A 21,196-nucleotide genomic window follows, 5' to 3' on the forward strand; every position below is an offset into this window, starting at 1 on the left:
ATTTTCGACTTCCCCTGGAATACCGGCAGAGTTTTCGACCCATGGCTTTCCGCCTTTTTGTTCCCATTCTTGCCGGCGCGACGCTGCGCGAGCGTCTCGTCGCCTGTATCGGCGCGACGATCGGCATTGCGCTCACTGGTGTGATCGCCAGCCTTGTACTCGGCAACGGCCCGCATGTGCCGCTGCTGGTGGCGCCGATGGGGGCGTCGGCGGTGCTGCTGTTCGCCGTGCCCGCCAGTCCGCTGGCACAGCCATGGTCGATCATCGGCGGCAACACGATATCGGCGCTGGTCGGCGTGATCGTGGCGCATTTCATCCACGAAACCGCCCTTGCCAGCGGCATCGCGGTAGCACTGGCCATCGCCGCCATGTCGTTCACGCGCTGCCTGCATCCGCCGGGAGGAGCGGCCGCGCTGACCGCGGTGCTGGGAGGGCCTGCCGTCATCAGCGCCGGGTTCCTGTTTCCATTCGTGCCGGTGGCGCTGAACTCGATCCTGCTGGTGGCGCTCGGCTACGGCTTCCACAGGCTGGCCCGGCGCAATTATCCGCATGTGCCGGTTGCAGTGCCGGCGAACAGCCACGGCACCGGCGATCCGCCGGCGCAACTGCGCGTCGGCTTCCGCTCCGAAGACATCGATGCCGCGCTTGGCGCACTCGACGAGACGTTCGATATCGATCGCAACGATCTCGACCGGCTGCTGCGGCAGGTCGAATTGCAGGCGATGGTGCGCGCGCACAAGACCCTTCTGTGCGAGGACATCATGTCGCGCGATGTCATATCGGTCGATGCTCACACCTCGACCGAGGCGGCGCGCCAATTGCTGCTTGACCACAACATCCGTACCTTGCCGGTCGTCAATGCGGAGGCCAGGTTGGCAGGCACCGTGGGGTTGCGCGAACTCACCCAGGCCTCCGGGACGGTCGGATCCGTTATATCGCCCGCGGCAACAGCCGCCGCCGGCTTCGCCGCCATGGGTCTGCTGCCCGTGCTCACCGACGGCCGCAGCCACGCGGTCATCATCGTCGACGACGACAAGCGGATTCTCGGGCTGATCACCCAGACCGATCTGTTGGCGGCCACAGCGCGCCTGCAGGCTGCCTGACAAGCCTTCACTCGCACTGTAGGGTAGCGGCCGCCGGGCCCGGCAGAAAATCTTCGGGAACCTTTTGCCGGCGACAGCGTCCAATCTCCCGATCGAGATCTTGGTTCGGAGATTGGGTTGAGGAAACTGGCCATGCCTGCTGTGTTGACGGCCGTGCTTTCCGCTGCGCCAGGCGAGATGCAGCTTGTGCACCGCGCGCTGGCGCGCGACGGCGATGCCTTCCGCACCATCATCAAGACACACAATCAGCGGCTCTACCGGATCGCGCGCGGCGTCGTGCGCAATGACAGCGAGGCCGAGGACATCGTCCAGGAGGCCTACCTCAAGGCTTTCGCCCATCTCGATGCGTTTCGCGGCGACTCCTCGCTCGCCACATGGCTGTCGCGCATCGTCATCAACGAGGCGCTCGGCCGCCTGCGCAAAAGGCGCAGAACGGTGGCAATGCCGGAAAATCCGCAAGCCGAGATCATCCGGTTCCCCCTCCACCCCAGCGACGATCCGGAACGGACGATGGCGCAAAGGCAGATCCTCCAACTGGTCGAACAGGCCACAGACAGCCTTCCCGACGTCTACCGGACGGTGTTCGTGGCGCGGGTGATCGAGGGGCTGAGCATCGAGGAGACCGCCGATCTCCTCGGCGTGCGGCCGCAAACCGTCAAGACAAGGCTGCACCGCGCCCGCGCCCTCGTGCGCAAGGCGCTGGACGATCAGATCGGGCCGGTGCTGCTCGATGCCTTCCCCTTCGCCGGCCGGCCTTGCGAACGACTGACCAGCGCGGTCATGCGGCGGCTCGGGCTGGAAAGCTGAGCCTCACCGGATTCAATTGATTTTGGCGGGAACGTTTGCCGCTGGCCAGCATCCAATGACCGTCAACCGAAAACACAGTCCGGCGAGATTTTCAGCGTCCGGCGAAGGAGATGCCATGTCCATCCGACACACTGCCGCGCTCGCCGCCCTGCTGCTGCTCGGCACCGCCCCGTTCGCACAAGCCGCCGACAAGCCAACCGATCCGCAGATCGCCCACATCGCCTATACGGCCGGGGTCATCGACGTTGAAGCGGCCAAGCTGGCCATCGAAAAATCGAAGACCAAGGAGGTCGTGGATTTCGCCAACGACATGGTGCGCGACCACGAAGCCGTGAACGTGCAGGCGCTCGATCTGGTGAAGAAGCTCAAGGTCACGCCGGAAGACAACGCCACCAGCCAGGCGCTGACCAAAGCTGCGGGGGAGGAGCGGGCCAAGCTCGCCAAACTCGACGGCGCTGCCTTCGACAAGGCCTATGTCGATAACGAGGTCGCCTACCACAAGCAGGTCAACGGCGCGCTCGAAACCCTTTTGATCCCGTCGGCGCAGAATGCCGACCTGAAGAGCCTGCTGGAAACCGGCCTGAAGATTTTCCAGGGCCATGAGCAGCACGCCGAGCACGTCGCCGGCATGCTCAAGTAAGGACCGGGAGCATGCCGAAACGCCATCTGTGGATTGCGTTGACGCTGGCCGTCGGTACCGTTCCGGCGCGAGCAGAAACCATCCAGGTCATCATCGACAGGCTGGTGTTCTCGCCAGCCAGCGTCGAGGCCAAGGTCGGCGACACGATCGAGTGGGTGAACAAGGATGTGTTCGCCCACACGGCCACCGTGAAAGGCGGCTGGGAAGTGATGATCCCGCCGAAGAAATCCGCAAGCCTGACATTGAAGGCCGCGGGACCGGTCGACTATTTCTGCCGCTTTCACCCCAACATGAAAGGCCGTTTGGTGGTGGCGCCCTGATCCAACGCCAACGAGGCTCGCCTGGCCTCGTCGGGACGCGCGATATGCGTCCACGAGCCGTCATAGCCCGGCTCGCGGCGTGCCATCCAGGCATTCAGCCCTTCGCGCAGATCAGCGGTCGGGGCCATGCGGGCGAACTGCTCGGCCTCGACCAGCAAACCTTCGGCGATGCTCTGGTTGAGGCCGCGGGCCACTGCCGTGAGGATGCCGGCAATCGCCAGATCGGAGTGTCGCAGGATACGCCTGGCCAGGCCGATCGCGGCCGGCATCAATTCGGCATGCGGCACAACCTCGTTGACGAGACCCAACTCAAGCGCCCGCGGCGGCGCAAACCAGTCACCGGTCAACAGCAACTCCAGCGCCCGCTTGCGCCCGGCGATCCTTGGCAGGCGTTGGGTTCCACCGAAGGTCGGCGGCATTGCGAGGTTGATTTCCGGCTTGGCGAACAAAGCGCGGTCACTGGCGATGGCGAGCGGCACCGCCTCGGTGATTTCGCAACCGCCACCAAAGGCAATGCCGTTGACGGCAGCGATGACGGGTTTGCGAAACGCTTCCAGCCTCGCCGTCAGCCGTTGCCCGCGCATGACGAAATCACGCATCGCGACATCCACGCCGAGCGCCACGCTGGCCGAGAACTCATGAATGTCGCCGCCGGCCGAAAACGCCCGCTCCCCTGCACCGGTCAGAATGACCGCACGAACGCTGTCATCGACTTCAATGTCGTCAAGGATCGCAAGCAGGCGATCGATCAGGGCATAGTTCAAGGCGTTGAGCTTCTCCGGCCGATTGAGGGTGAGGATGGCAATCCCATCCCGGGGTTCCTTGAGGACAAGATCGGTCATTGGCTCTTCCTTCTTCATCATGCTGATGACCGGAAGACTATGCCCCTTTCCGCTTGTGTATATTCACTAGTCGGTATACCTAAGCTCATGCCTGACACGCAAAGTCCTACACGCAAACGTATTGTCGATGCCGCGACCAGGCTCTTCTATGCCGAAGGAATCGGTCGCGTCAGCGTCGATGCCGTCGCCGAGGAAGCGGGTCTCACCAAACGCACGCTCTACTACCATTTCAAGAGCAAGGACGACCTCATCGCCGCCTATCTCGATGGCCGCGACCAACCCAATCTGAAGCGGATGGCCGGCTGGTTCGATGCCGCCGAAGGCGGCGCGGATCGCAAGGTCGAGGCGATCTTCACCAATCTGGCGAGGTCCGCTCGTCACCCGAAATGGAAAGGATGCGGCTTCCTGCGCACGGCCGCCGAACTCGCCTCGATGCCCGGACATCCGGCGGTCAAGGTCGGCGCGCGGCACAAGCTGAATTTCGAAACATGGCTGGCCGGCGCCTTGTCGGACCATGGCGTCGGCGAGCCGCCTGCCTTGGCACGCGAGATCGTGCTTTTGATCGACGGCTGCTTTTCGATCATGCTGATCCACCGCAACCCCGATTACATCGAGGCCGCCGGCCGCGCCGCGGCGACGCTGGTGCGGGCGCGGATTTCAGGCAGCCAGGTCTAAAGCGCGACGCGCTTTAAGCCTTTGGTTTTATGCATGTCGTTGCGCCAAAACCGGGGCCACTTTTGGGCGACATGCATTAGAAACCAAACGCCAGCCATGCGGTGCCGGCGGCCAGCGTTATCAGCGTCAGCGGCAAGCCGACCTTGAAAAAAGCGCCGAACGACAGCGTCGTGCCGGCGGCTCGGCCCTGTTCGGCGACGATCAGGTTGGCGACCGAACCCAGCAGCGTGAAATTGCCGGCCAGTGTCGAGCTCATGGCGACGACCAGCCAGGCGCGCTCGGGGTTTTCCAGGCCGGGTATGAAAGGCCGCAGCGCCAGCACGGCCGGGACATTGCTCATGATGTTGGAAAGCACCGCGGTGAATCCGGACAGACGCCAGACATCGTCCAGCCCGAGGTTCTTTGCCGAGGCGATCATGTCTGGCGAAAGAAGCGTCTTTTCGGCGCCGGCGACGACCACGAACAGACCGGCGAACATGAACAGCAGCGGACCGTCGATCTCGCGGTAGATGCGTTCCGGCTTGATCGCCCGGGTAAGCAAGAGGATGGCGCCGCCGATGAGCGCGGCCTTGGCGACAGGCACACCGGCGAAGAAGGCGATTGCCAGTCCGATGCAAACTACCACCGCCTTCAGCACCTGCCCCTTGTGCATGCGGCCACGCGAGACCTCGGGCGTCAGTTGGACCGTTCGGGCGAATTCGGCCCGGTAGACGATACGAATGATGACAACGACCGCGACGAGGCCGAAAAGGGCGACCGGAGCCAGCGCTGCCGAAAAGGCCGGATAGGAAATGCCCGACAGCGCGCCGATGACCATGTTTTGCGGATTGCCCGTGATGGTAGCGACGCTGCCGCAATTCGACGCGGTGGCGGTGGCGATCAGATAGGGGATCGGGTTGCGCTTGATCACACGGGTGACATGGACGACGATCGGCGCCATGACGAGGCAGATGGCGTCGTTGACCAGGAAGGCGGACAGTACGCCGGTCAGCAGCGTCACCATCACCAAAAGCATGAAGGGCGCGTGCGCGTGTTCGATGGCGATGGCACCAAGGCCGCGAAAGGCGCCTGACACTTTCAGATGCGCCACCACGATCATCATGCCGAGCAGAAGCGTGATGGTGTCGAAATTGATCGCCCGGTAGGCATCCTCCATGCTGAGCGCGCCGATGGCGATCATCGCGGCCCCGCCGAGCAGCGCGATCCCTGCCCGGTCGAGGCGCAGACCGGGGATGCGGCCAATGGCGACACCGGCGTAAGTCAGGATCAGGATCAGCAGTGCCGCCGCGCCCATCAATGTCATCGATAGAAGTCCTGCCCAGTCTGTTTCCGCGCCGAAGCCTGCCACCCATCCGGAGGCCATTCGGGTGCTCACCCTTTAACGCGATGTCGAGCTGGATGCCAAACCGGCCGGGTAGACGGTTTCAGACGCCGGGCTAACGCAAATAGAAGTCCAGCCTCTGTCGCACAGCTTGGGAAGAATAGATCTGCTCGAAGGACTCCCTCGCCCTTTTTCCCACTGTCGCCCGCAATGTCGGATCGGCTTTGAGATCGGCAAGGATGCGCAACGCCTGTTCAGTCGTCTCGAACAAGAAACCGTTTTCGCCATGCCTTATGTGGTCGACGTAGCCGCCATGGGAATGGCAGACCACAGGCAGACCGCAGGCCATCGCCTCCAACACGACGCGACCGAAGGTTTCCACGTGCCAACCGGTGCGATAATAAAACACGTCGAGCGTCTGCAGAAACTCTTCGGCGGAAAATTGGCCGGGTGGGAACAGTTCGAGTTGCGGATGCGGCATGAGGCTGTCCTTGAGCCCTGCCCCGCCCTGAATCCGCAAGGCTGTGCCTTCGGCCAGCAATGTCTCGTAGAGGGGTATGTCATCGGCATGATGTTTGCCCGGCCCGTCGCGACTCAAGCGTCCGACGGTGAACGGACGATCCGAAGCCAGACGCCGGGGTGAAAAACGTTCGACATCGATCAGCGATGGATGCACGACGCCATCGACCCGCAGCATCCGTCTCTGAAAATCGGAAATCAGCACCAGTTCGGCGTCTGGCCAGTTCAGCATGCGGGGCATGCGAGTGGTCAGCGCGATGATTTTCGGGTGAAAGGTATTGAAGACATAGATCAGCCGGCGCGGCCGCGGGATCAGGTAAGGCCACATCTTGTTGCGCCAATGCGAGCCGAGAAAGACGTAGGTGCCGCCATTCGGTACATCCCACTTCGACAGCGAGACGCGGCGAATCGGGAAATTCCGCATCAACTCGCCGGACACGCTGGAGGAGGTTGCCCACAGATGCACCTCGGAATCGGCACTCAACAGCCGGTACAGTTCCAGAGCTTCAAGGTCACTGCCGCCGAAGGGGTCCTGAAAGCCGTTGAACAAATGGATCATGGTCGCTGCGCTTTGTTAGCTTGGCCGGCTGTTTGCCGATAGTGAAAATCTGGCCGTTGCCGTGCTGCCCACATGGCGATCGGTGGCCTTACTTGTGGCCGAGCAGAGCTAACGCAGCTGCTGAAAAATCGCTGTGAACAGAGATATCTACCTTCAGCTGGTATTTAGCTGCCCGAGATATCGGTCGCCCATTACGCAGGTTGCGTCAATACGGGGGCATTCGGTGAGTGCTAAGTCGTCCATCTATTGCTCAAAAACATCACTGGCAGCCTAAGCTGCGTCGCCTACCCCTTGCAGAGTCTCGCTATTTAGTTAAGCAAGTTATTTCAAGGTCAAGGCAGTAATTATCGACCGATAGCCTGTGGGGGGCATCAATGAAATGTATGGTTATTAACCTCGATCGGTCTCCCGATCGACTTGCCCATGTCACGGCTGAATTCGCGAAGGTTGGTGTTTCGTTCGACCGGGTTCCTGCCGTAGACGCGTTGCATCGACCGGAATTTGCTGCGACTTCACCAAGTTTAACTCCCACGGAAGCGGCTTGCCTTATGAGCCACAAGGTTTGCTGGACCATCATCGCAGATGGTGAGGATGCCTTTGGTGCGATCTTCGAGGATGATGTCCTGTTGTCCGAAGCAGCTGGCCCAATGCTTTCCGATGATGGATGGATTCCGGCCAACGCCGATATCGTCAAGCTGGAAACCTACCTAAAGAAAACCGTTATCGCGATGAAGCGCACCTGCGTCAGTCGGGTGTTTTCGGTTGTTAGGCTATATGGGTTCCACATCGGAGCGGCCGGGTACATCATTTCGAAGCAAGCAGCGCGCGATCTGATCGCCCGAAGTCTCGATGCGCCCGCCGATCACGTTATCTTCGATCCGTCGCTTCCGACATCGTCAAGCAAAGCGATCTACCAACTGTTGCCCGCACTGTGTGTGCAAAATGACCTTATTCGTGAGAAGGCCTTCGGGTTGACCAGCCTTCTTAGTGAGGAGCGGCTCGTGAGAGCCAGCGCAAATTCCGCTCCAAAGCGGAGTCCCGCGGAAAAGCTCCTGGTCGAAGCAAGGCGTATAAGTCGACAGATTTTCGATATCTGGCGCTTCAGGCGTGAGAAAACTATCTCTTTAGCTTGATGTCGGCAGCCAAAGCACTGCTGCGCGACGGTCCCGAGTCACCCATCAATGCACGGTGGCAACCCCGGGCGGAGGCGCCGGAGACGTTCCGGCCGGATCGAAGCTGACTTGATCGCGTCCGTTCGACTTGGCCGTGTAAAGCCTTTTGTCGGCAGCGGAGAAGATTTCCTCATAGGTGATCGGGCCGGTAAAGCTTGTGCCGCCGATGCTGACGGAAAGCGGACAAGGCCTGCCGCCGGGTGAGAATTCCATCTCCCTGATACGCCGGCGGATGCTTTCGGCGACCACCCAGGATTGCGAGGGGTCCACGCCGGGCAGAAACACGCCGAATTCTTCGCCTCCGATGCGGCCGACGATATCGCCGCCACGCAGTTGCCCTTTGATCGCCTGCGCTATCAGTTTGAGCGCCTGGTCGCCGCAATCGTGACCCAGGCGGTCATTGATCGACTTGAAGTGGTCGGCGTCGATGATCAGCAGCGCCCCCGAACGGGTCTGCTCCTGCTTTCGGGTCTGCTCGAGATAGGCTTCGACCAGCATAGAGAAGGCGCCACGGTTCAGCACCGCCGTCAGGCTGTCTGTCGCGGCGATGACGCTGAGATCGCGCTGCGCGATGGCCAGCTGGCGAATCTTCCACATCAGGAAAAACAGAAACGAGCCGCCCAGCACCAGGGGCAGCAACAAGTCGGTCATCTGCGCCCGCCACACGGCCTCGGGCGAAAGATAGGGGAAATTGAAGGAATCGACGAAGAACGCCACGGCAATGAAGAATGCCGTACCGACTACCGTGACAGCGATCACCCTGCCCCAGCTCGTCGGCGACAGATCGAGCTTCATCCCGTTCAACTCCGTTAGCCGCCGCTACTATGACGCACCAACCCAAACAAATTGATAAGACTTTCCCTCCAATTTCTGTCGGGCGGCGGAATCAAATCCACCCGCCAGCCCCGGTCGGTGACTTGCGACAGAGGCTTGCGCAAACGTGCCACAAGACGGCCGCTGGAAGCAGCCATCCTGTTTCGGAGCTTGAAGGCGTGGGCCAATTGCCGGCCGGGCAAAGGCAAAACGGCGCGCGAACCAGGCCGCCCGTCGTCAGTTGAGCGTTGGCTCACTCAGCGCATCGACGACAAAGGATGCCGCGATCAGGTCGTCGGCATCGAGGCGCAGGGAGCCTCCGTCGCCTCCCATGGCTGAAGCCACTTTTTGAAAGGTTTTCATTTCGTATTCCGTGATCCGGGCGTCCTGCATCTTGGCCTTGAGATCGGCGATACGCCGATCCAGAGCCGAAGATATGCCTATTTCTCGTTTCGACATGGCAACACTCCTCCCCACCCTTGTTTGCCTCCCGCCTGTCCACTTTTATATGAGGGTCCTCGAATACAGCGGGCCGAACGCGCCGTGCGCAGGAAGGTTCCGAAAAGGCGGAGTCACGAAATAATACGCTGGCGCCGGGCGGCTGCCCGAGCCACGCCAACGCCTCATCACCGAACAGGGTTGGACGGCTTGCGGTATTTGCCGCTGTCGGGGGCGACCCTGCATGGAGAAAGCTGATTCCGCGATTTTGCTATATCAGGCCTAGCTAATCCTTGACGCCGGCAGATGACGCCCCAGAATCAGTGGCATGGCAATAAAGGTCGGCGACGAAGTGGCGGTCATGGCGACGGTGCTGAAGCGCGTCACGGAAGACCGCGTCAGCGTGTCGATCCCCGGTTACAATTTTCCGCATTCGGTCATTGATCCGGCGACCAGGCTGACCAAGGGCCAGCAGATGGAATTATCCGGCGGCGTTACGCGGATCGACGGCGACAAGGTCACGGTATCGCTCGGGACAATGGTCACGGTGGATATGGACAAGGTGCGCCTGGTGCAAAGCCACGTCCCGCCGAAGCGAAGGGATCTGAGGATGTGAACAAGCGAAGTTCCACCGTCTCAGGGATCCAGCCCCTTACATCCCAGCAGTGCAGAGCCGCACGAGCGATGCTGAAATGGTCGCAGGTGCGACTCGCCGCGAAGTGCGGCCTCAGCGAAGGAACGATTGGCAGTTTCGAGAGCGGACGAAGGATTCCGAGTTCGGCCAAGCTGGCTGCCATCCGGCGAGGGTTGGAGGCAGCGGGCGTGGTTTTCATCAATCAGAAGGCCGCAGTGACCAAGAGCGGTCCGCCTCGTCAAACTATCGGTGGAACATAATTTAGATATCGCTGTTAGAGCGCAAACGGGAGGCGAGCGATGTTCAAACGTGAAATCGGCATTGTTTCGGACTGGTCGAAATTGGTGGCGGACGATCCTCTGATCGCCGCCGATATAGCCCGGCGTTTTTCTGTGCGCGCTTGCAATGACAACGCCGCCGACGACGACGACGTCCCGTGGCCCGGCACCGAAACCCGAAATCCCGACTTTGCCGGCCTCGCGACACCCGCCGAGTATCCTCGGCCCATCGTGCTTCTAGCGACGATCTATGCGTCGACGGTCCTGGGGGTAACGCTGCTTCTGGCGGCGGCGGTTTGAGCGCACGAGGCCCGATCCGGCTCTCTGAAAGCCCATGTCTCCGGTATAAACCGTAACCTATGTGTCCGGAACGGACCCGAAAGGCTTTGGCGATCCCGACGGCCCGCTGCCGAGAGGTGGCGGGCTCCCTCCTATTTCGCAAGCGAGTCGCCGGACAGCTCAAAAACTATCGGCTCGCCTCTGAAATCGGAATAGCGAATCCATTGGGGCGAAATCGTAAAGAGTTGTGCCCCTTGCTTTAGAAACTCCGCTTCAAGCGGACAGTTGGCAACGTGAGCATCTCTCAATCGCTGCAATTCGTTAGCCTTGGCAGGTCGGGCCAGGCCTTCAATTTGAACCGTCACGTTTTCGTCCCAGCCGATCACCATGGCGATCCGACTGTCTCGTTTAATATTTTCCAGCTTCCGACTGCCGGGAAAGCTGTCGAACACGATGTTGAGGTCGTCGCCCAACGTCGCCTGTATGACGGCTGCCTCTGGAGACCCGTCCGGATGCACGGTGCTGATAGCCCCGAGCTTATGCCTAGCCAGAAAATCCCGAACAAGTTGCCGTCGCTCCTCCCCGCGCATTGACGTGTCCTCCCCACGATGCCGCGACTTTACCACTGGCACCCAATCCGTTCTAGCTGGACGCCCGCTACCTCTCGGCAGCGGGTTTCAAATTTTCTGCTGACACCGTGCTGACACGATGGATGGTGCCTTTGCCGCTGGCAGTCGGTTGTATGAACTATAGCAGCAAAAACAAGGAGATACTGGCGATCCCGACAGGATTCGAACCTGTGACCATCGGCTTAGAAGGCCGGTGCTCTATCCAGCTGAGCTACGGGACCGCTGGCCGGCCTTTGGGCCGGCTGGATATTTTTGGCACTGACCGCCGTTCAATGCGTCCAGGGCGTCCTGCGGTCATAGCGGAAATTCTCCGCATAGGAAATCTGGCGGCGCTTGGTCTCTTTCGGCTCTTCGACGCGGAAAGCGAGCCCTTGCTTTTCGGCGTAGGCTACCGCCTCTTCCCGCGTGTCGAAGCTAAGCCTGATCTGGCTTCTCATGTCTGCCGACGTCGTATAGCCCATCAGCGGGTCGATCTTCTTGCGCGTCTCGGGATCGAATTCCAGCACCCAGTGGCCGGTCTTGGCCTTGCCGGACTGCATCGCGGTTTTGGCTGGGCTGAAAATGCGCGCGGACATGGCCACCTCGTTCTTGTGCAAGGCAGCATCGCCACCCTTCGCCCGTCATTACTGCGCAATGCGCACGGCGGCAAGGTTTTTGCTCTCGCAGGTTTTTGCACTTGCCATGCACCACCGAAATGAATAGGCAACAGACCGTTCGGAGTGTAGCGCAGCCTGGTAGCGCATCTGGTTTGGGACCAGAGGGTCGGGAGTTCGAATCTCTCCACTCCGACCATCCCCTCATAGCCCAATGCCCGGCGCAGCCATATGGTCACTTGCTCCGGCTCCGGTCGTGCATCCGTGACCGGTTCGGCACAGGGGGTTCAGATGCTTGGAATGGATGCCTGGGTGTCGCTTTTCGGACCGGCCTACTTTGCCTATGCCGGCATCACCGTTCCGTTCATGGTGACGTGGGCAATTGCCTGCGCCGCGCTGGCGATGTGGAACAACCGTGAAAGCCGCAGACAGGCGAGGCAGGCCCCAGGCGCCGTCGTCTCCCGCTCCTGGCGTATCAGTATCGGAATGTTTGTGCTGGTCGCCGCCGGCTATATCGCCGCTCACTCTGCCGTCTACCTCGCGGTCCGTCATTTCGCCGTAATGTGGCTCTGAGACTGACCTCTCAGCTAAATCTCGAATTCGCCCTGCCCTTCATCCATGGCGTTGACGGTTTCGGCTGCCAGCGCCCTGGTGATCGGCGTCTTGCGTTCGAGCGCGGTCCGGTCGAGCCGCTCCACCACGCGCATCGCTGTCGCTAGCGAGCGCTCGATGCGGCGGACCAGATACTGCACGACATGCGGTTCGACCTCGATCTGACGGTCGGCGAAGAGTTTCGTGATGACCCCGGCGAGCAGGAGATCGTCGGGCTCATGAATTTCCACTGTCGCCGCCGCTTTCAGCCGTGAGGCGAGATCAGGCAGCGTGACGCGCCAGGCGGACGGGAAGCGGCGCGCCGTCAGGAGCAGCGTCGACCCCGCACCACGCACCGTATTGATCAGATGGAACAGGCCCTGTTCATCGACCGCGCCGGTATCGACATCGTCGATCAGTGCCGGCCGCGCGCCGAGATTGGCAATGCTGTCGCCGATGCGCCTGGCGTCGACCGCCACCGCATTGGCACGCGCGCGCCAGATCGAGGCCAGATGCGTCTTGCCCGAACCCGCGGGACCGGCCAGCACCACCACCGGCGATGGCCAGTCCGGCCAGCGGTCGACCAGCGCCACCGCCTGGTTGTTGGTGCCGGAGACGACGAGTTCGTCGCGCGAATAGCCGGTGCCATGGCCGAGATCGAGCGGCAACTGGCGTGGCGGGTCGGTTGGCTGGGCGGTCACTTCAGCTACGCGGTTGCGTGCGGTGGCCGCCGCCGCGATCGGCCGGGAGCTGCGGCACAGGTGCCGCGCCGCGGCCCTTGTAGAGCGGCGATTCGAGATAGCGGGCTATGGCGAACCGCACCAGCACGGCTACAGCAGCCGAAGCCGGCACCGCGATCAACAAGCCGACGAAGCCGAACAGCGCACCGAAGGCAAAAAGCGAAAACATCAGCCATACCGGGTGCAGGCCGACGCTCTTGCCGACCAGCCGCGGCTGCAGGATGTTGCCCTCGATGAACTGGCCGATGAAGAACACGACCGCGACCGCGACGATCATCGTCCAGTCCGGCCAGAACTGGACGAAGGCGACGCCGACAGCCAGCACCAGCCCGGTCAGCGAGCCGACATAGGGGATGAAGGAAATCAGCCCGGCGAACAGGCCGATGAGGATGCCGAAATTCAGTCCGGTCAGCGTCAGCCCGGTGGCATACATGGCGCCCAGCACCAGGCACAGCGTGCCCTGGCCGCGCACGAAGCCGGCTGTTGCGGTGTTGATGTCACGTGCGATGGCGCGCACGGTCTGGACGTTGTCGCGCGGCACCCAACCGTCGATGACCGCCACCATGCGGTCCCAGTCGAGCAGCATGTAGAAGGCGACCACCGGCGTCACCACGAACAGGCTGACCACCGAGACCAGCGCCATGCCGGAGCTCCACAGCGAGGTGAAGACGGTGGTGACCAGGCCGAAGCCCGAGGTCAGCAGCGAATTCAGCCCGTCGCGCAAGCTGTTGGCGTTGACGCCGAACTTCTGTTCCAGCCATTTCGGATCGAACGAGGTGATCAGGCTTTGCAGCCGGGTCAGATATTCCGGCAATTTGCCGGCGAAATCGGCCATCTGCGTGGCCAGAACCGGAATGAGGATGACAAAGGCCAGCACCAGCACGATGAGGAAGGTGATGAGGATGACCACCGTCGCCATGAAACGGGACAGGCCGAGCCGCTGCAGCCGGTCGGCAACGGGATCGAGGAAATAGGCCAGCACCATGCCGGCGACGAAGGGCAGCAGGATGGCGCTGAAAACATAGAGGAAAAGCGCCAGCAGCGCGGCACCGGCCAGCCAGAAGAAGATCTGCCGGCGAAAGGTCGCGGACGCGGCGATGTCGGCGGCCGCGGCCTCGATCGCTGCCGCTTCTGTCTCAGATGTCCGGAGTGGAGCCTTCGCCATAGCCGCTCATGTGCCTCAGCCAAGTCACGAGATAGGCTGCGGCCGAAGCCACGGTCAAGACCCCGGACAGCAATATGAGGGCTGACCTCAGCGGGTCGAGGTGAACGGCAAGGGCAAGTTCTCCCAGCACAAGCGCGGCCAGCACGATCTGGATCGCGGTGTTGGCCTTCGACACGAACAACGGTTTCATCTCGACCGGATGGGTCATGACGGCGGACAACACCACCGCGCAGACGATCAATGCGTCGCGCGACACCATGATGACGACAAGCCACAGCGGCAATTGCCCGATGAAGCTCATGACCACGAACACCGAAACCAGCAGCAGCTTGTCGGCCACCGGGTCGAGATACGCGCCGAGCGTGGACTGCTGGTTGAAACGGCGGGCGATGAACCCGTCTACGCCGTCGGAAATGCCGGCGACGAGGAACCCGGCAAAAGCCCAGTCCCAGCGCGCCTGCAGCATCGCCAGCACCACCGCCGGCACCAGGATAAGGCGCAGGATGGTGATCAGGTTTGGGATGGTCAAATGCTTGGCACCTCCTCTTGGTCGGAGATAGATGATGAAGATAGCGGGTGGCAACAAGAGAGAAGCTGCCGATCTCCCGCACGGGAGAGCGGCTTTCAGCTTGGCTTTCGCCAATCACGAGCGCCTATATGCGCGCCCTGTCCACGGTTTTATGGGCCGAAATGGCCGTTATCCTTGCGGACAGAAACCGTTCATGCGAAGAGCCCGCGACAAGGAAAATTGTTGAACGGGCACCCGAAATGAGCAAGCGCGACGTGAACAAGCGCAAGAACGGGCTCACCTATGCCGAGGCCGGTGTCGATATCGACGCGGGCAATCTCATGGTCGAGAAGATCAAGCCGCTGGTGCGTGCGACGCGCCGGCCGGGCGCCGACGGCGAGATCGGCGGTTTCGGAGGCCTGTTCGACCTCAAGGCCGCGGGCTTTACCGACCCGGTGCTGGTGGCGGCCAATGACGGCGTCGGCACCAAGCTCAAGATCGCCATCGATGCCGGCAAGCACGACACGATTGGCATCGACCTCGTCGCCATGTGCGTCAACGACATCGTCGTGCAAGGTGCCGAACCGCTGTTCTTCCTCGACTATTTCGCCACCGGCAAGCTCGATCCCGACCAGGGTGCCGCGATCGTCGGCGGCATTGCCGAGGGCTGCCGCCAGGCCGGCTGCGCGCTGATCGGCGGCGAGACGGCCGAGATGCCCGGCATGTATCATGGCAATGACTACGACCTCGCCGGCTTTGCGGTGGGCGCCGCCGAACGCGGCCAATTGCTGCCCACCGACGATATTGTCGAAGGCGACGTGCTGCTGGGCCTGGCTTCCTCCGGCTTGCACTCGAACGGATATTCGCTGGTGCGCCGCATCGTCGCCGTCAGCGGTCTGTCGTGGAGCGATCCGGCGCCGTTCAACGACGAGGCCACTCTGGCCGAGGCGCTGCTCGAGCCGACCCGCATCTACGTGAAGTCGATTCTCAAGGCGATCCGCAACACGCGTGGGATCAAGGCGCTCGCCCACATCACCGGCGGCGGGTTCCCGGAAAACATCCCGCGCGTGCTGCCCAAGGATTTTTCGGCCGAACTCGACCTCGAAGCGATCGACGTTCCTGCCGTGTTTTCGTGGCTGGCCAAGACCGGCGGCGTGGCGCCGGAAGAGATGATGCGCACCTTCAATTGCGGCATCGGCATGATTCTGGCAGTCGCATCCGGTCAGGCAGCACAGGTCGCCGCCGTGCTGCAGGAGGCCGGCGAGACGGTGACGCCGATCGGCCGCATCGTGCCGCGCCGCGACGCCGGCGTCATCTATCGGGGCTCGATCGGCCTATGAACGCGCAGAGGAAACGCACCGTCGTCCTGATCTCGGGGCGCGGCTCCAACATGACCGCGCTGATTGCCGCGGCCAGCGACCCGGCGTTCCCGGCCGAGATCGTCGGTGTCATTTCCGACAAGGCGGACGCCGCCGGGCTCGGCATCGCCACGCAGGTCGTCTCGCGTGCCGACCATGGCAGCAAGCAGGCGCATGACGCCGCAATAGACGCGGCGCTCGCGGCCTTCAACGCCGAGATCGTGGCGCTGGCCGGCTATATGCGCATCCTCACCCCCGGCTTCGTCCAGAGATGGCAGGGCCGCATGATCAACATCCACCCTGCCCTGCTGCCGGCGTTCAAGGGGCTCGACACCCATGTGCGCGCACTGGCCGCCGGCATCCGCATCCATGGCTGCACCGTGCACTTCGTCACCTCCGAGATGGATGACGGCCCCATCATCGCACAGGCGGCCGTGCCGGTGATGGTCGGCGACACCGCCGATACATTGGCGGCCCGCGTGCTGAAGGCCGAGCACCGGCTCTATCCGCTTGCATTGGGACTGGTTGCCGAAGGCAAGGCGCGCATGGAGGCCGGCCGCACCGTGCTTGCCCACTTTGCCGACGATGCCGACAACGGCACTTCGGTGGTGATGGCCCCCGACCCGCTGCGCGAGGAAACCGACCTCGAGCATCTGGCGCGCATCACGCCGTGAGGCGAGAGCGTGACGATGAAACAGCTTCTCCTGCTTCGTCACGCCAAATCCAGCTGGGACGACCCTGGCCTTGATGATTTCGACCGGCCTTTGGCCGAACGCGGAGTGAAGGCGGCGCGCTCGATCGGGCGCGAGCTTGCGGCGCGTGGCTGGCTGCCGGACCTGGCGCTGGTGTCGGCGGCGCTGCGCACCCGTGAGACCTGGCGGCTGGCAGCGGCGGAGTTGCCCGTCCAGCCCCGGATCGCATTCGCCAAGGCGCTTTACGATGCTTCAGCGGCGGATATTCTGAGCCAGATTGGTCAGACCGACGCTTCAAGCGGCAGCTTGCTGGTAATTGGCCACAATCCGGGCCTGGAACAGTTGGCCAGACAGCTTGCCGGGCCGGGGTCGGAGGCCAAGGCACTCGCGAGACTTGAGGAAAAATTCCCGACGGCAGCCCTTGCCCGCTTCGCTTTCGAAGGTGACTGGTCCGGCCTGTCGAGCGCCCCGCTGACGCATTGTGTGCACCCGAAGGATTTGGGCTAGAATTCAGGCGCGGCGGGCAAGCTGCCACCCGGCAGACTTCGAACCAACGGTTCATGCCGACTGCGCAAAATCGGCTGCTCAAACGATGCCCCGATTGTTGCTGGTTCCATAAAAAACAAGAGCGGCGGGCAAAGCCCACCGCTCTTTGTGGTCGCAGACTTCAGAAAATTAACGACCCCAGATGCCCTGGCCCGACTGAGCCGGCACCTTGGCATTGGCATCACCCTGCGTCTTTACGGACTTCGGGATCGAGCCGGTGTGCGTGGTGTCGATGTTGGACACGGACTGGTTCGCAACCGGCTGGTTGGCATTGTAGGAGCCATAATTGTCGCTGCCGGCAAAAGCAGTCCCCGTGGCAACGAGGATGGCGGCGGCGGTGAGAGCGATCTTGGTCATTTTATTACTCCAGTATTTCTTTGTTCTGTCCGTCTGGTGGCGTGCCCTTGGGAGGAATTTCGCGTCGCTCGGACCACCCCGAGATGGGTTTGCCCTGCCGCGGATTCCAATCACGAAGATGTTCCTTTGCGGCTCGAATCTGGGCCTTGAAATTTGGCACAGGGCCTCGGCGGTCATAATTTTATTGTTCGAAATCAAATGGTTAGTGAGATTCTTCTCCCACGCTACGAGGCCGACAACCAAGCCAGCGTTCACCACCTGCTATACAGTCCGTCAACAGAAATCGAACCGAACGGTTCGGTTTGAAGAGACCTGACCCCTCCAGCGTTCTTTTTTCGGTGCGGAGGTGGACGAGATATGGGTGCGTACGTCCAAGGACGACAAACCGGCCGCTATAGGCCGGTCATGCCCAGCACGTCGCGCATGTCATATTCGCCTGGCGGGCGTCCCTCGAGCCAGAGCGCGGCGGCGATGGCGCCGCGGGCGAACATGACGCGGTCGCCGGCCGCATGCGACAAGGTCACAATCTCGCCGTCGGCACAGAAGCTCACGCTGTGTTCGCCGATGATGCTGCCGCCACGCAGCACCGCAAAGCCGATCTCACCGGGAGGCCGCGCGCCAATGGTGCCGTCGCGTGCAAGCCTTGCGACCGTGTCCAGGTCGATGCCGCGTCCGCCGGCTACGGCATGCCCCAGCATCAACGCCGTCCCCGATGGCGCATCGACCTTGTGGCGATGGTGTGCCTCGACAATCTCGGCATCCCAGTCCCGGGATCGAGTGCCCGCGCCGCCTGCTCGACCAGCCCGATCAACATGTTGAGCCCGAGCGAAAAGCTGCCGGAGCGCACGATGGCAATTGTTTTCGCGGCATCAGCGATAGCAGCCGATTCATCAGCATCGAAGCCCGTTGAGCCGATGACCAGGGCCGGCCCGCCGCGCTCGGCGCAAATGCTGGCCAGATCAGCCGAGGCAGCCGGCGTGGTGAAGTCGATGACCACGTCGGCCACGGCAAGCGCCTCGTCGCGGCTCACCAGCCCTTCGCCGATACTGCCCGGCCCGTGGAAGCGGGCGGCGAGCGCCAGCCGCGCGTCGCCGTGCACGGCGGACGCCATCTCGCGGCCCATGCGGCCCAGCGCACCCGCTATGGCGACCCTGACCGGTGGTTTCAACATGGGGCGCTATCCCGCAGCTATTTCCACATGCCGCGCATGCGCGCGCCGATGTCGACGCGCACCTCCGGCCGAGCCGCCCTGCCCTGTGCCACCTGTGCGCTCGGCCAGGACACCTGCTGGAACGCAGCCAGGATCGAAGCCGGGATGAAGCGGGTGCGCGAGGCATAGAGATGGCGGTCGCCGCGCGCCGCCTGGCCGTGCGGAAAGAAGCGTTGCGGCATGACCAGGTTGAGATTGTCCTTGGCCCGCGTCATCGCCACGTAAAGCAGCCGGCGCTCCTCCTCGATGTCTTCCTTGGTGCCGACGCCGAGATCGGCCGGGATACAGCCGTCGACCGTGTTGAGCACGAAGACGTTCTTCCATTCCTGGCCCTTGGCCGAATGGATGGTCGACAGGATCAGATAGTCCTCGTCGCGATGCGGCGGCCCGGCCTGGTCACTGGTGGCGTCTGGCGGATCGAGCGTCAATTCTGTCAGGAAGCGTTCGCGCGAAGCATAGCCCGAACCGATCTGCTCAAGTTGCAAGAGATCGGCGCGCCGCGTCGTCGCATCCTCGTGGATGCGCTCCAGATGCGGCTCATACCACAGCCTGATCTGTTCGAGGTCGGCAGGCCATTTGGCGCCGGCGCGCAGGCCGGAATAGAGCGAGACGAAGCCCGGCCAGTCATCCGCGGCGCGTTGCGGCGGACGCCAGCCGGCCAGCCCCATGGCCTCGTCCAGCGCCGTCGTCATGGTCTCGACGATCTGCGCGGCAGCCGAAGGGCCGATGCCCGGCATCAGTTGCAGCACGCGGAAGCCGGCGACCCGGTCGCGCGGGTTTTCGGCAAAGCGCAGCACCGCCAGCACGTCCTTGACATGGGCTGCATCGAGGAATTTCAGCCCGCCGAACTTGACGAAGGGAATGTTGCGCCGCGTCAATTCGATCTCAAGCGGGCCGCTGTGGTGCGAGGCGCGAAACAGCACCGCCTGCGATTTCAGTGCCGTGCCGGCCTCGCGCTCGGCCAGGATGGTATCGCAGATGAAATTGGCCTGCTCGACCTCGTCGCGCACGCTCACCAGTTTTGGCCTGTCGGTCGACTTGCGCTCCGACCACAGGTTCTTGGTGAAGCGCTCCGAGGCTTCGCCGATCACCGCATTGGCGGCCGCCAGGATGGTTTCGGTCGAGCGGTAATTGCGCTCCAGCATCACGACGTCGGCGGCTTGCGCGAACTGGTTGGGGAAGTCGAGGATGTTGCGCACCTCGGCGGCGCGGAACGAATAGATCGACTGCGCATCGTCGCCCACCACCGTCAGCCCGGCGCCGTCGGGTTTCAGTGCCATGAGGATCGAAGCCTGCAGGCGATTTGTGTCCTGGTATTCGTCGACCAGCACATGGTCGAAACGCCCGCCCAGATGCGCTGCTATCTCGGGCTCCGCCGCCATCTGCGCCCAGTAGAGCAGCAAATCGTCGTAATCGAGCACGTTTTGCGCCTGCTTGGCCTCGACATAACCGGCAAACAATTGTTTCAGCTGCTCCGCCCAGCCGGCGCACCAGGGAAAGGCGGAACCCAACACCTCGTTGAGCGGCGCCTGTGCGTTGACAGCGCGCGAATAGATGGCAAGGCAGGTGCCCTTGGTGGGGAAACGCGCTTCCGTCTTCGAGAAGCCGAGTTCGTGGCGGACCAGATTCATCAGGTCGGCGGAGTCCTCGCGGTCATGGATGGTGAAGGCCGGGTCGAGGCCGATCTCCAGCGCATAGTCGCGAAGCAGCCGCGCGCCGATGCCGTGAAAGGTTCCCGCCCAGGTCAGCGCATCGGTGATGACAGCTGCATCGCGGCCGAGCACTTCGCCGGCGATACGCTCGACGCGCCTGGCCATTTCGGACGCAGCGCGGCGCGAGAACGTCATCAGCAAGATGCGGCGCGGGTCGGCCCCCTTGACGACCAGATGGGCGACGCGGTGCGCCAGCGTGTTGGTCTTGCCCGAACCCGCGCCGGCAATGACCAGCAGCGGACCGGCTATCTGGCCGTCGCCGTGCTCGACTGCCTGGCGCTGGGCATCGTTGAGCCGGGCGAGATAGGCAGGCTGGACGGTCGGGTCCCGAAAGGTCGAATCAGCAGTGGCGAGGTTCATCGCCCATCAAGCATCGTTTCTGCTTTGTTCGCAATATCGATGCGGGGCTGGCCTCGTGCTAGACAGGCCGAAGCGCGTCGTCCGTGTCTTTAGCGTTGCGGATCGACACCCATGTCGGCCGACTGCCGCCGCAAGATCTCGCGATCATGCTTCGACGGCGGCAATAGCAGCGGGTCGACCGTATCGGGCACGGTTTCGACCATCTTCCTGGCGATACGATAAGTGACATAGGCGAAGGCGCCGGCGACGAGCAGACGGAACATAGTGCAACACTCCTTTGGAGCAGAACCAACCGGGGAAACCGCCTTTGGTTCCCTGCCAATCGTCCACGCGCG

The 21,196-nt window shown here is 62.5% G+C and carries 26 protein-coding genes, 2 tRNA genes and 1 pseudogene; 14 read left to right on the forward strand and 15 right to left on the reverse strand.

Annotation, left to right across the window (positions count from 1 at the left end):
* Window positions 1–41: 41 nt before the first annotated feature.
* From EOB59_RS18460 to EOB59_RS18475, 4 genes are all read left to right on the forward strand, one after another.
* Window positions 42–1,103, forward strand: a complete 1,062-nt coding sequence (locus tag EOB59_RS18460) for an HPP family protein (protein ID WP_127269119.1) — start codon at window positions 42–44, stop codon at window positions 1,101–1,103.
* 132 nt (window positions 1,104–1,235) lie between these two features.
* Window positions 1,236–1,910 (forward strand): RNA polymerase sigma factor, encoded by a 675-nt coding sequence (locus EOB59_RS18465; RefSeq protein ID WP_128288940.1) that lies wholly within the window; start codon window positions 1,236–1,238, stop codon window positions 1,908–1,910.
* A gap of 115 nt (window positions 1,911–2,025) precedes the next feature.
* On the forward strand, window positions 2,026–2,550 hold the full coding sequence (locus EOB59_RS18470; RefSeq protein ID WP_128288941.1) for a DUF4142 domain-containing protein: 525 nt from the start codon (window positions 2,026–2,028) through the stop codon (window positions 2,548–2,550).
* Window positions 2,551–2,561: 11 nt separating this feature from the next.
* Window positions 2,562–2,870 carry a cupredoxin family copper-binding protein gene (locus tag EOB59_RS18475; RefSeq protein WP_127810818.1) on the forward strand — a complete coding sequence of 103 codons (309 nt, stop codon included), beginning with the start codon at window positions 2,562–2,564 and terminating at the stop codon, window positions 2,868–2,870.
* Here the strand turns inward: EOB59_RS18475 and EOB59_RS18480 are convergent.
* Complete coding sequence (locus EOB59_RS18480; RefSeq protein WP_127810819.1) at window positions 2,831–3,712, reverse strand: crotonase/enoyl-CoA hydratase family protein; 882 nt, start codon at window positions 3,710–3,712, stop codon at window positions 2,831–2,833. The two genes, EOB59_RS18475 and EOB59_RS18480, sit on opposite strands and share 40 nt — an antisense overlap.
* Before the next feature lie 87 nt (window positions 3,713–3,799).
* On the opposite strand from EOB59_RS18480, the gene EOB59_RS18485 reads away from it, so the two are divergent.
* Window positions 3,800–4,387 (forward strand): TetR/AcrR family transcriptional regulator, encoded by a 588-nt coding sequence (locus EOB59_RS18485; RefSeq protein WP_164748925.1) that lies wholly within the window; start codon window positions 3,800–3,802, stop codon window positions 4,385–4,387.
* 76 nt (window positions 4,388–4,463) lie between these two features.
* Here EOB59_RS18485 and EOB59_RS18495 read toward each other — a convergent pair whose 3' ends face one another.
* Both EOB59_RS18495 and EOB59_RS18500 read right to left on the reverse strand, forming a co-directional pair.
* Window positions 4,464–5,690, reverse strand: a complete 1,227-nt coding sequence (locus EOB59_RS18495; protein ID WP_128288942.1) for an anion transporter — start codon at window positions 5,688–5,690, stop codon at window positions 4,464–4,466.
* A 133-nt stretch (window positions 5,691–5,823) separates the two neighbouring features.
* Window positions 5,824–6,786: a glycosyltransferase gene (locus tag EOB59_RS18500; RefSeq protein ID WP_127810821.1), complete on the reverse strand. Its 963-nt coding sequence runs from the start codon at window positions 6,784–6,786 to the stop codon at window positions 5,824–5,826.
* Window positions 6,787–7,160: 374 nt separating this feature from the next.
* Between EOB59_RS18500 and EOB59_RS18505 the strand changes: the two genes are divergently transcribed.
* Complete coding sequence (locus tag EOB59_RS18505; RefSeq protein ID WP_127270453.1) at window positions 7,161–7,919, forward strand: glycosyltransferase family 25 protein; 759 nt, start codon at window positions 7,161–7,163, stop codon at window positions 7,917–7,919.
* A 45-nt stretch (window positions 7,920–7,964) separates the two neighbouring features.
* On the opposite strand, the gene EOB59_RS18510 is transcribed toward EOB59_RS18505, so the two are convergent.
* Window positions 7,965–8,753, reverse strand: a complete 789-nt coding sequence (locus tag EOB59_RS18510) for a GGDEF domain-containing protein (RefSeq protein ID WP_128288943.1) — start codon at window positions 8,751–8,753, stop codon at window positions 7,965–7,967.
* Between the two features lie 255 nt (window positions 8,754–9,008).
* Complete coding sequence (locus EOB59_RS18515) at window positions 9,009–9,230, reverse strand: hypothetical protein (RefSeq protein WP_127319259.1); 222 nt, start codon at window positions 9,228–9,230, stop codon at window positions 9,009–9,011.
* 307 nt (window positions 9,231–9,537) lie between these two features.
* Between EOB59_RS18515 and EOB59_RS18520 the strand changes: the two genes are divergently transcribed.
* Genes EOB59_RS18520 through EOB59_RS18530 form a run of 3 tightly spaced genes read left to right on the forward strand, consistent with a single transcriptional unit; the run spans window position 9,538 to window position 10,421 of the window.
* On the forward strand, window positions 9,538–9,825 hold the full coding sequence (locus EOB59_RS18520) for a hypothetical protein (RefSeq protein WP_164895683.1): 288 nt from the start codon (window positions 9,538–9,540) through the stop codon (window positions 9,823–9,825).
* Entirely contained in the window at window positions 9,822–10,103 is a 282-nt protein-coding gene (locus EOB59_RS18525) for a helix-turn-helix transcriptional regulator (RefSeq protein ID WP_127322157.1), read from the forward strand. The genes EOB59_RS18520 and EOB59_RS18525 overlap by 4 nt, the downstream gene beginning before the upstream one ends.
* Window positions 10,104–10,142: 39 nt before the next feature.
* Entirely contained in the window at window positions 10,143–10,421 is a 279-nt protein-coding gene (locus EOB59_RS18530; RefSeq protein WP_127381231.1) for a hypothetical protein, read from the forward strand.
* A gap of 131 nt (window positions 10,422–10,552) precedes the next feature.
* Here EOB59_RS18530 and EOB59_RS18535 read toward each other — a convergent pair whose 3' ends face one another.
* From EOB59_RS18535 to EOB59_RS18545, 3 genes are all read right to left on the reverse strand, one after another.
* Window positions 10,553–10,990, reverse strand: coding sequence for a pyridoxamine 5'-phosphate oxidase family protein (locus EOB59_RS18535; RefSeq protein ID WP_128288944.1), 438 nt, complete (start codon window positions 10,988–10,990; stop codon window positions 10,553–10,555).
* 183 nt (window positions 10,991–11,173) lie between these two features.
* A tRNA-Arg gene (locus tag EOB59_RS18540) sits at window positions 11,174–11,250 on the reverse strand.
* A 48-nt stretch (window positions 11,251–11,298) separates the two neighbouring features.
* Window positions 11,299–11,604: an ETC complex I subunit gene (locus EOB59_RS18545; RefSeq protein WP_023812590.1), complete on the reverse strand. Its 306-nt coding sequence runs from the start codon at window positions 11,602–11,604 to the stop codon at window positions 11,299–11,301.
* 140 nt (window positions 11,605–11,744) lie between these two features.
* Between EOB59_RS18545 and EOB59_RS18550 the strand changes: the two genes are divergently transcribed.
* Together EOB59_RS18550 and EOB59_RS18555 are read left to right on the forward strand one after the other, a co-directional pair.
* A tRNA-Pro gene (locus EOB59_RS18550) sits at window positions 11,745–11,821 on the forward strand.
* A gap of 92 nt (window positions 11,822–11,913) precedes the next feature.
* Window positions 11,914–12,195, forward strand: coding sequence for a hypothetical protein (locus EOB59_RS18555; protein ID WP_127810826.1), 282 nt, complete (start codon window positions 11,914–11,916; stop codon window positions 12,193–12,195).
* A gap of 14 nt (window positions 12,196–12,209) precedes the next feature.
* On the opposite strand, the gene hdaA is transcribed toward EOB59_RS18555, so the two are convergent.
* From hdaA to EOB59_RS18570, 3 genes are read right to left on the reverse strand one after another with little or no spacing between them, the layout of a single operon-like run.
* Window positions 12,210–12,914: a DnaA regulatory inactivator HdaA gene (hdaA, locus tag EOB59_RS18560; protein WP_127810827.1), complete on the reverse strand. Its 705-nt coding sequence runs from the start codon at window positions 12,912–12,914 to the stop codon at window positions 12,210–12,212.
* 1 nt (window position 12,915) lies between these two features.
* On the reverse strand, window positions 12,916–14,118 hold the full coding sequence (locus EOB59_RS18565) for an AI-2E family transporter (protein WP_128288945.1): 1,203 nt from the start codon (window positions 14,116–14,118) through the stop codon (window positions 12,916–12,918).
* Window positions 14,090–14,647, reverse strand: a complete 558-nt coding sequence (locus tag EOB59_RS18570) for a CDP-alcohol phosphatidyltransferase family protein (RefSeq protein ID WP_127398435.1) — start codon at window positions 14,645–14,647, stop codon at window positions 14,090–14,092. The genes EOB59_RS18565 and EOB59_RS18570 overlap by 29 nt, the downstream gene beginning before the upstream one ends.
* A 239-nt stretch (window positions 14,648–14,886) precedes the next feature.
* Between EOB59_RS18570 and purM the strand changes: the two genes are divergently transcribed.
* The 3 genes from purM to EOB59_RS18585 are packed head-to-tail and all read left to right on the forward strand — an operon-like array spanning window position 14,887 to window position 17,183.
* Window positions 14,887–15,966 carry a phosphoribosylformylglycinamidine cyclo-ligase gene (gene purM / locus EOB59_RS18575; protein ID WP_128288946.1) on the forward strand — a complete coding sequence of 360 codons (1,080 nt, stop codon included), beginning with the start codon at window positions 14,887–14,889 and terminating at the stop codon, window positions 15,964–15,966.
* The gene (purN, locus tag EOB59_RS18580; RefSeq protein ID WP_128288947.1) at window positions 15,963–16,658 is read left to right on the forward strand and encodes a phosphoribosylglycinamide formyltransferase; all 696 of its coding nucleotides are present in this window, start codon (window positions 15,963–15,965) and stop codon (window positions 16,656–16,658) included. The genes purM and purN overlap by 4 nt, the downstream gene beginning before the upstream one ends.
* Before the next feature lie 15 nt (window positions 16,659–16,673).
* Window positions 16,674–17,183 (forward strand): histidine phosphatase family protein, encoded by a 510-nt coding sequence (locus tag EOB59_RS18585; RefSeq protein WP_128288948.1) that lies wholly within the window; start codon window positions 16,674–16,676, stop codon window positions 17,181–17,183.
* 168 nt (window positions 17,184–17,351) lie between these two features.
* Here EOB59_RS18585 and EOB59_RS18590 read toward each other — a convergent pair whose 3' ends face one another.
* From EOB59_RS18590 to EOB59_RS18605, 4 genes and pseudogenes are all read right to left on the reverse strand, one after another.
* Window positions 17,352–17,579 (reverse strand): DUF680 domain-containing protein, encoded by a 228-nt coding sequence (locus tag EOB59_RS18590; RefSeq protein WP_127270735.1) that lies wholly within the window; start codon window positions 17,577–17,579, stop codon window positions 17,352–17,354.
* Between the two features lie 392 nt (window positions 17,580–17,971).
* Window positions 17,972–18,750: pseudogene (gene dapB, locus EOB59_RS18595) on the reverse strand (4-hydroxy-tetrahydrodipicolinate reductase).
* Between the two features lie 17 nt (window positions 18,751–18,767).
* Window positions 18,768–20,861 carry an ATP-dependent helicase gene (locus EOB59_RS18600; RefSeq protein WP_128288949.1) on the reverse strand — a complete coding sequence of 698 codons (2,094 nt, stop codon included), beginning with the start codon at window positions 20,859–20,861 and terminating at the stop codon, window positions 18,768–18,770.
* Between the two features lie 89 nt (window positions 20,862–20,950).
* Window positions 20,951–21,124: a hypothetical protein gene (locus EOB59_RS18605; protein ID WP_128288950.1), complete on the reverse strand. Its 174-nt coding sequence runs from the start codon at window positions 21,122–21,124 to the stop codon at window positions 20,951–20,953.
* Window positions 21,125–21,196 lie beyond the last annotated feature (72 nt).

This window comes from Mesorhizobium sp. M7A.F.Ca.MR.176.00.0.0 (genome assembly GCF_004023165.1).
Classification (GTDB): Bacteria; Pseudomonadota; Alphaproteobacteria; order Rhizobiales; family Rhizobiaceae; genus Mesorhizobium.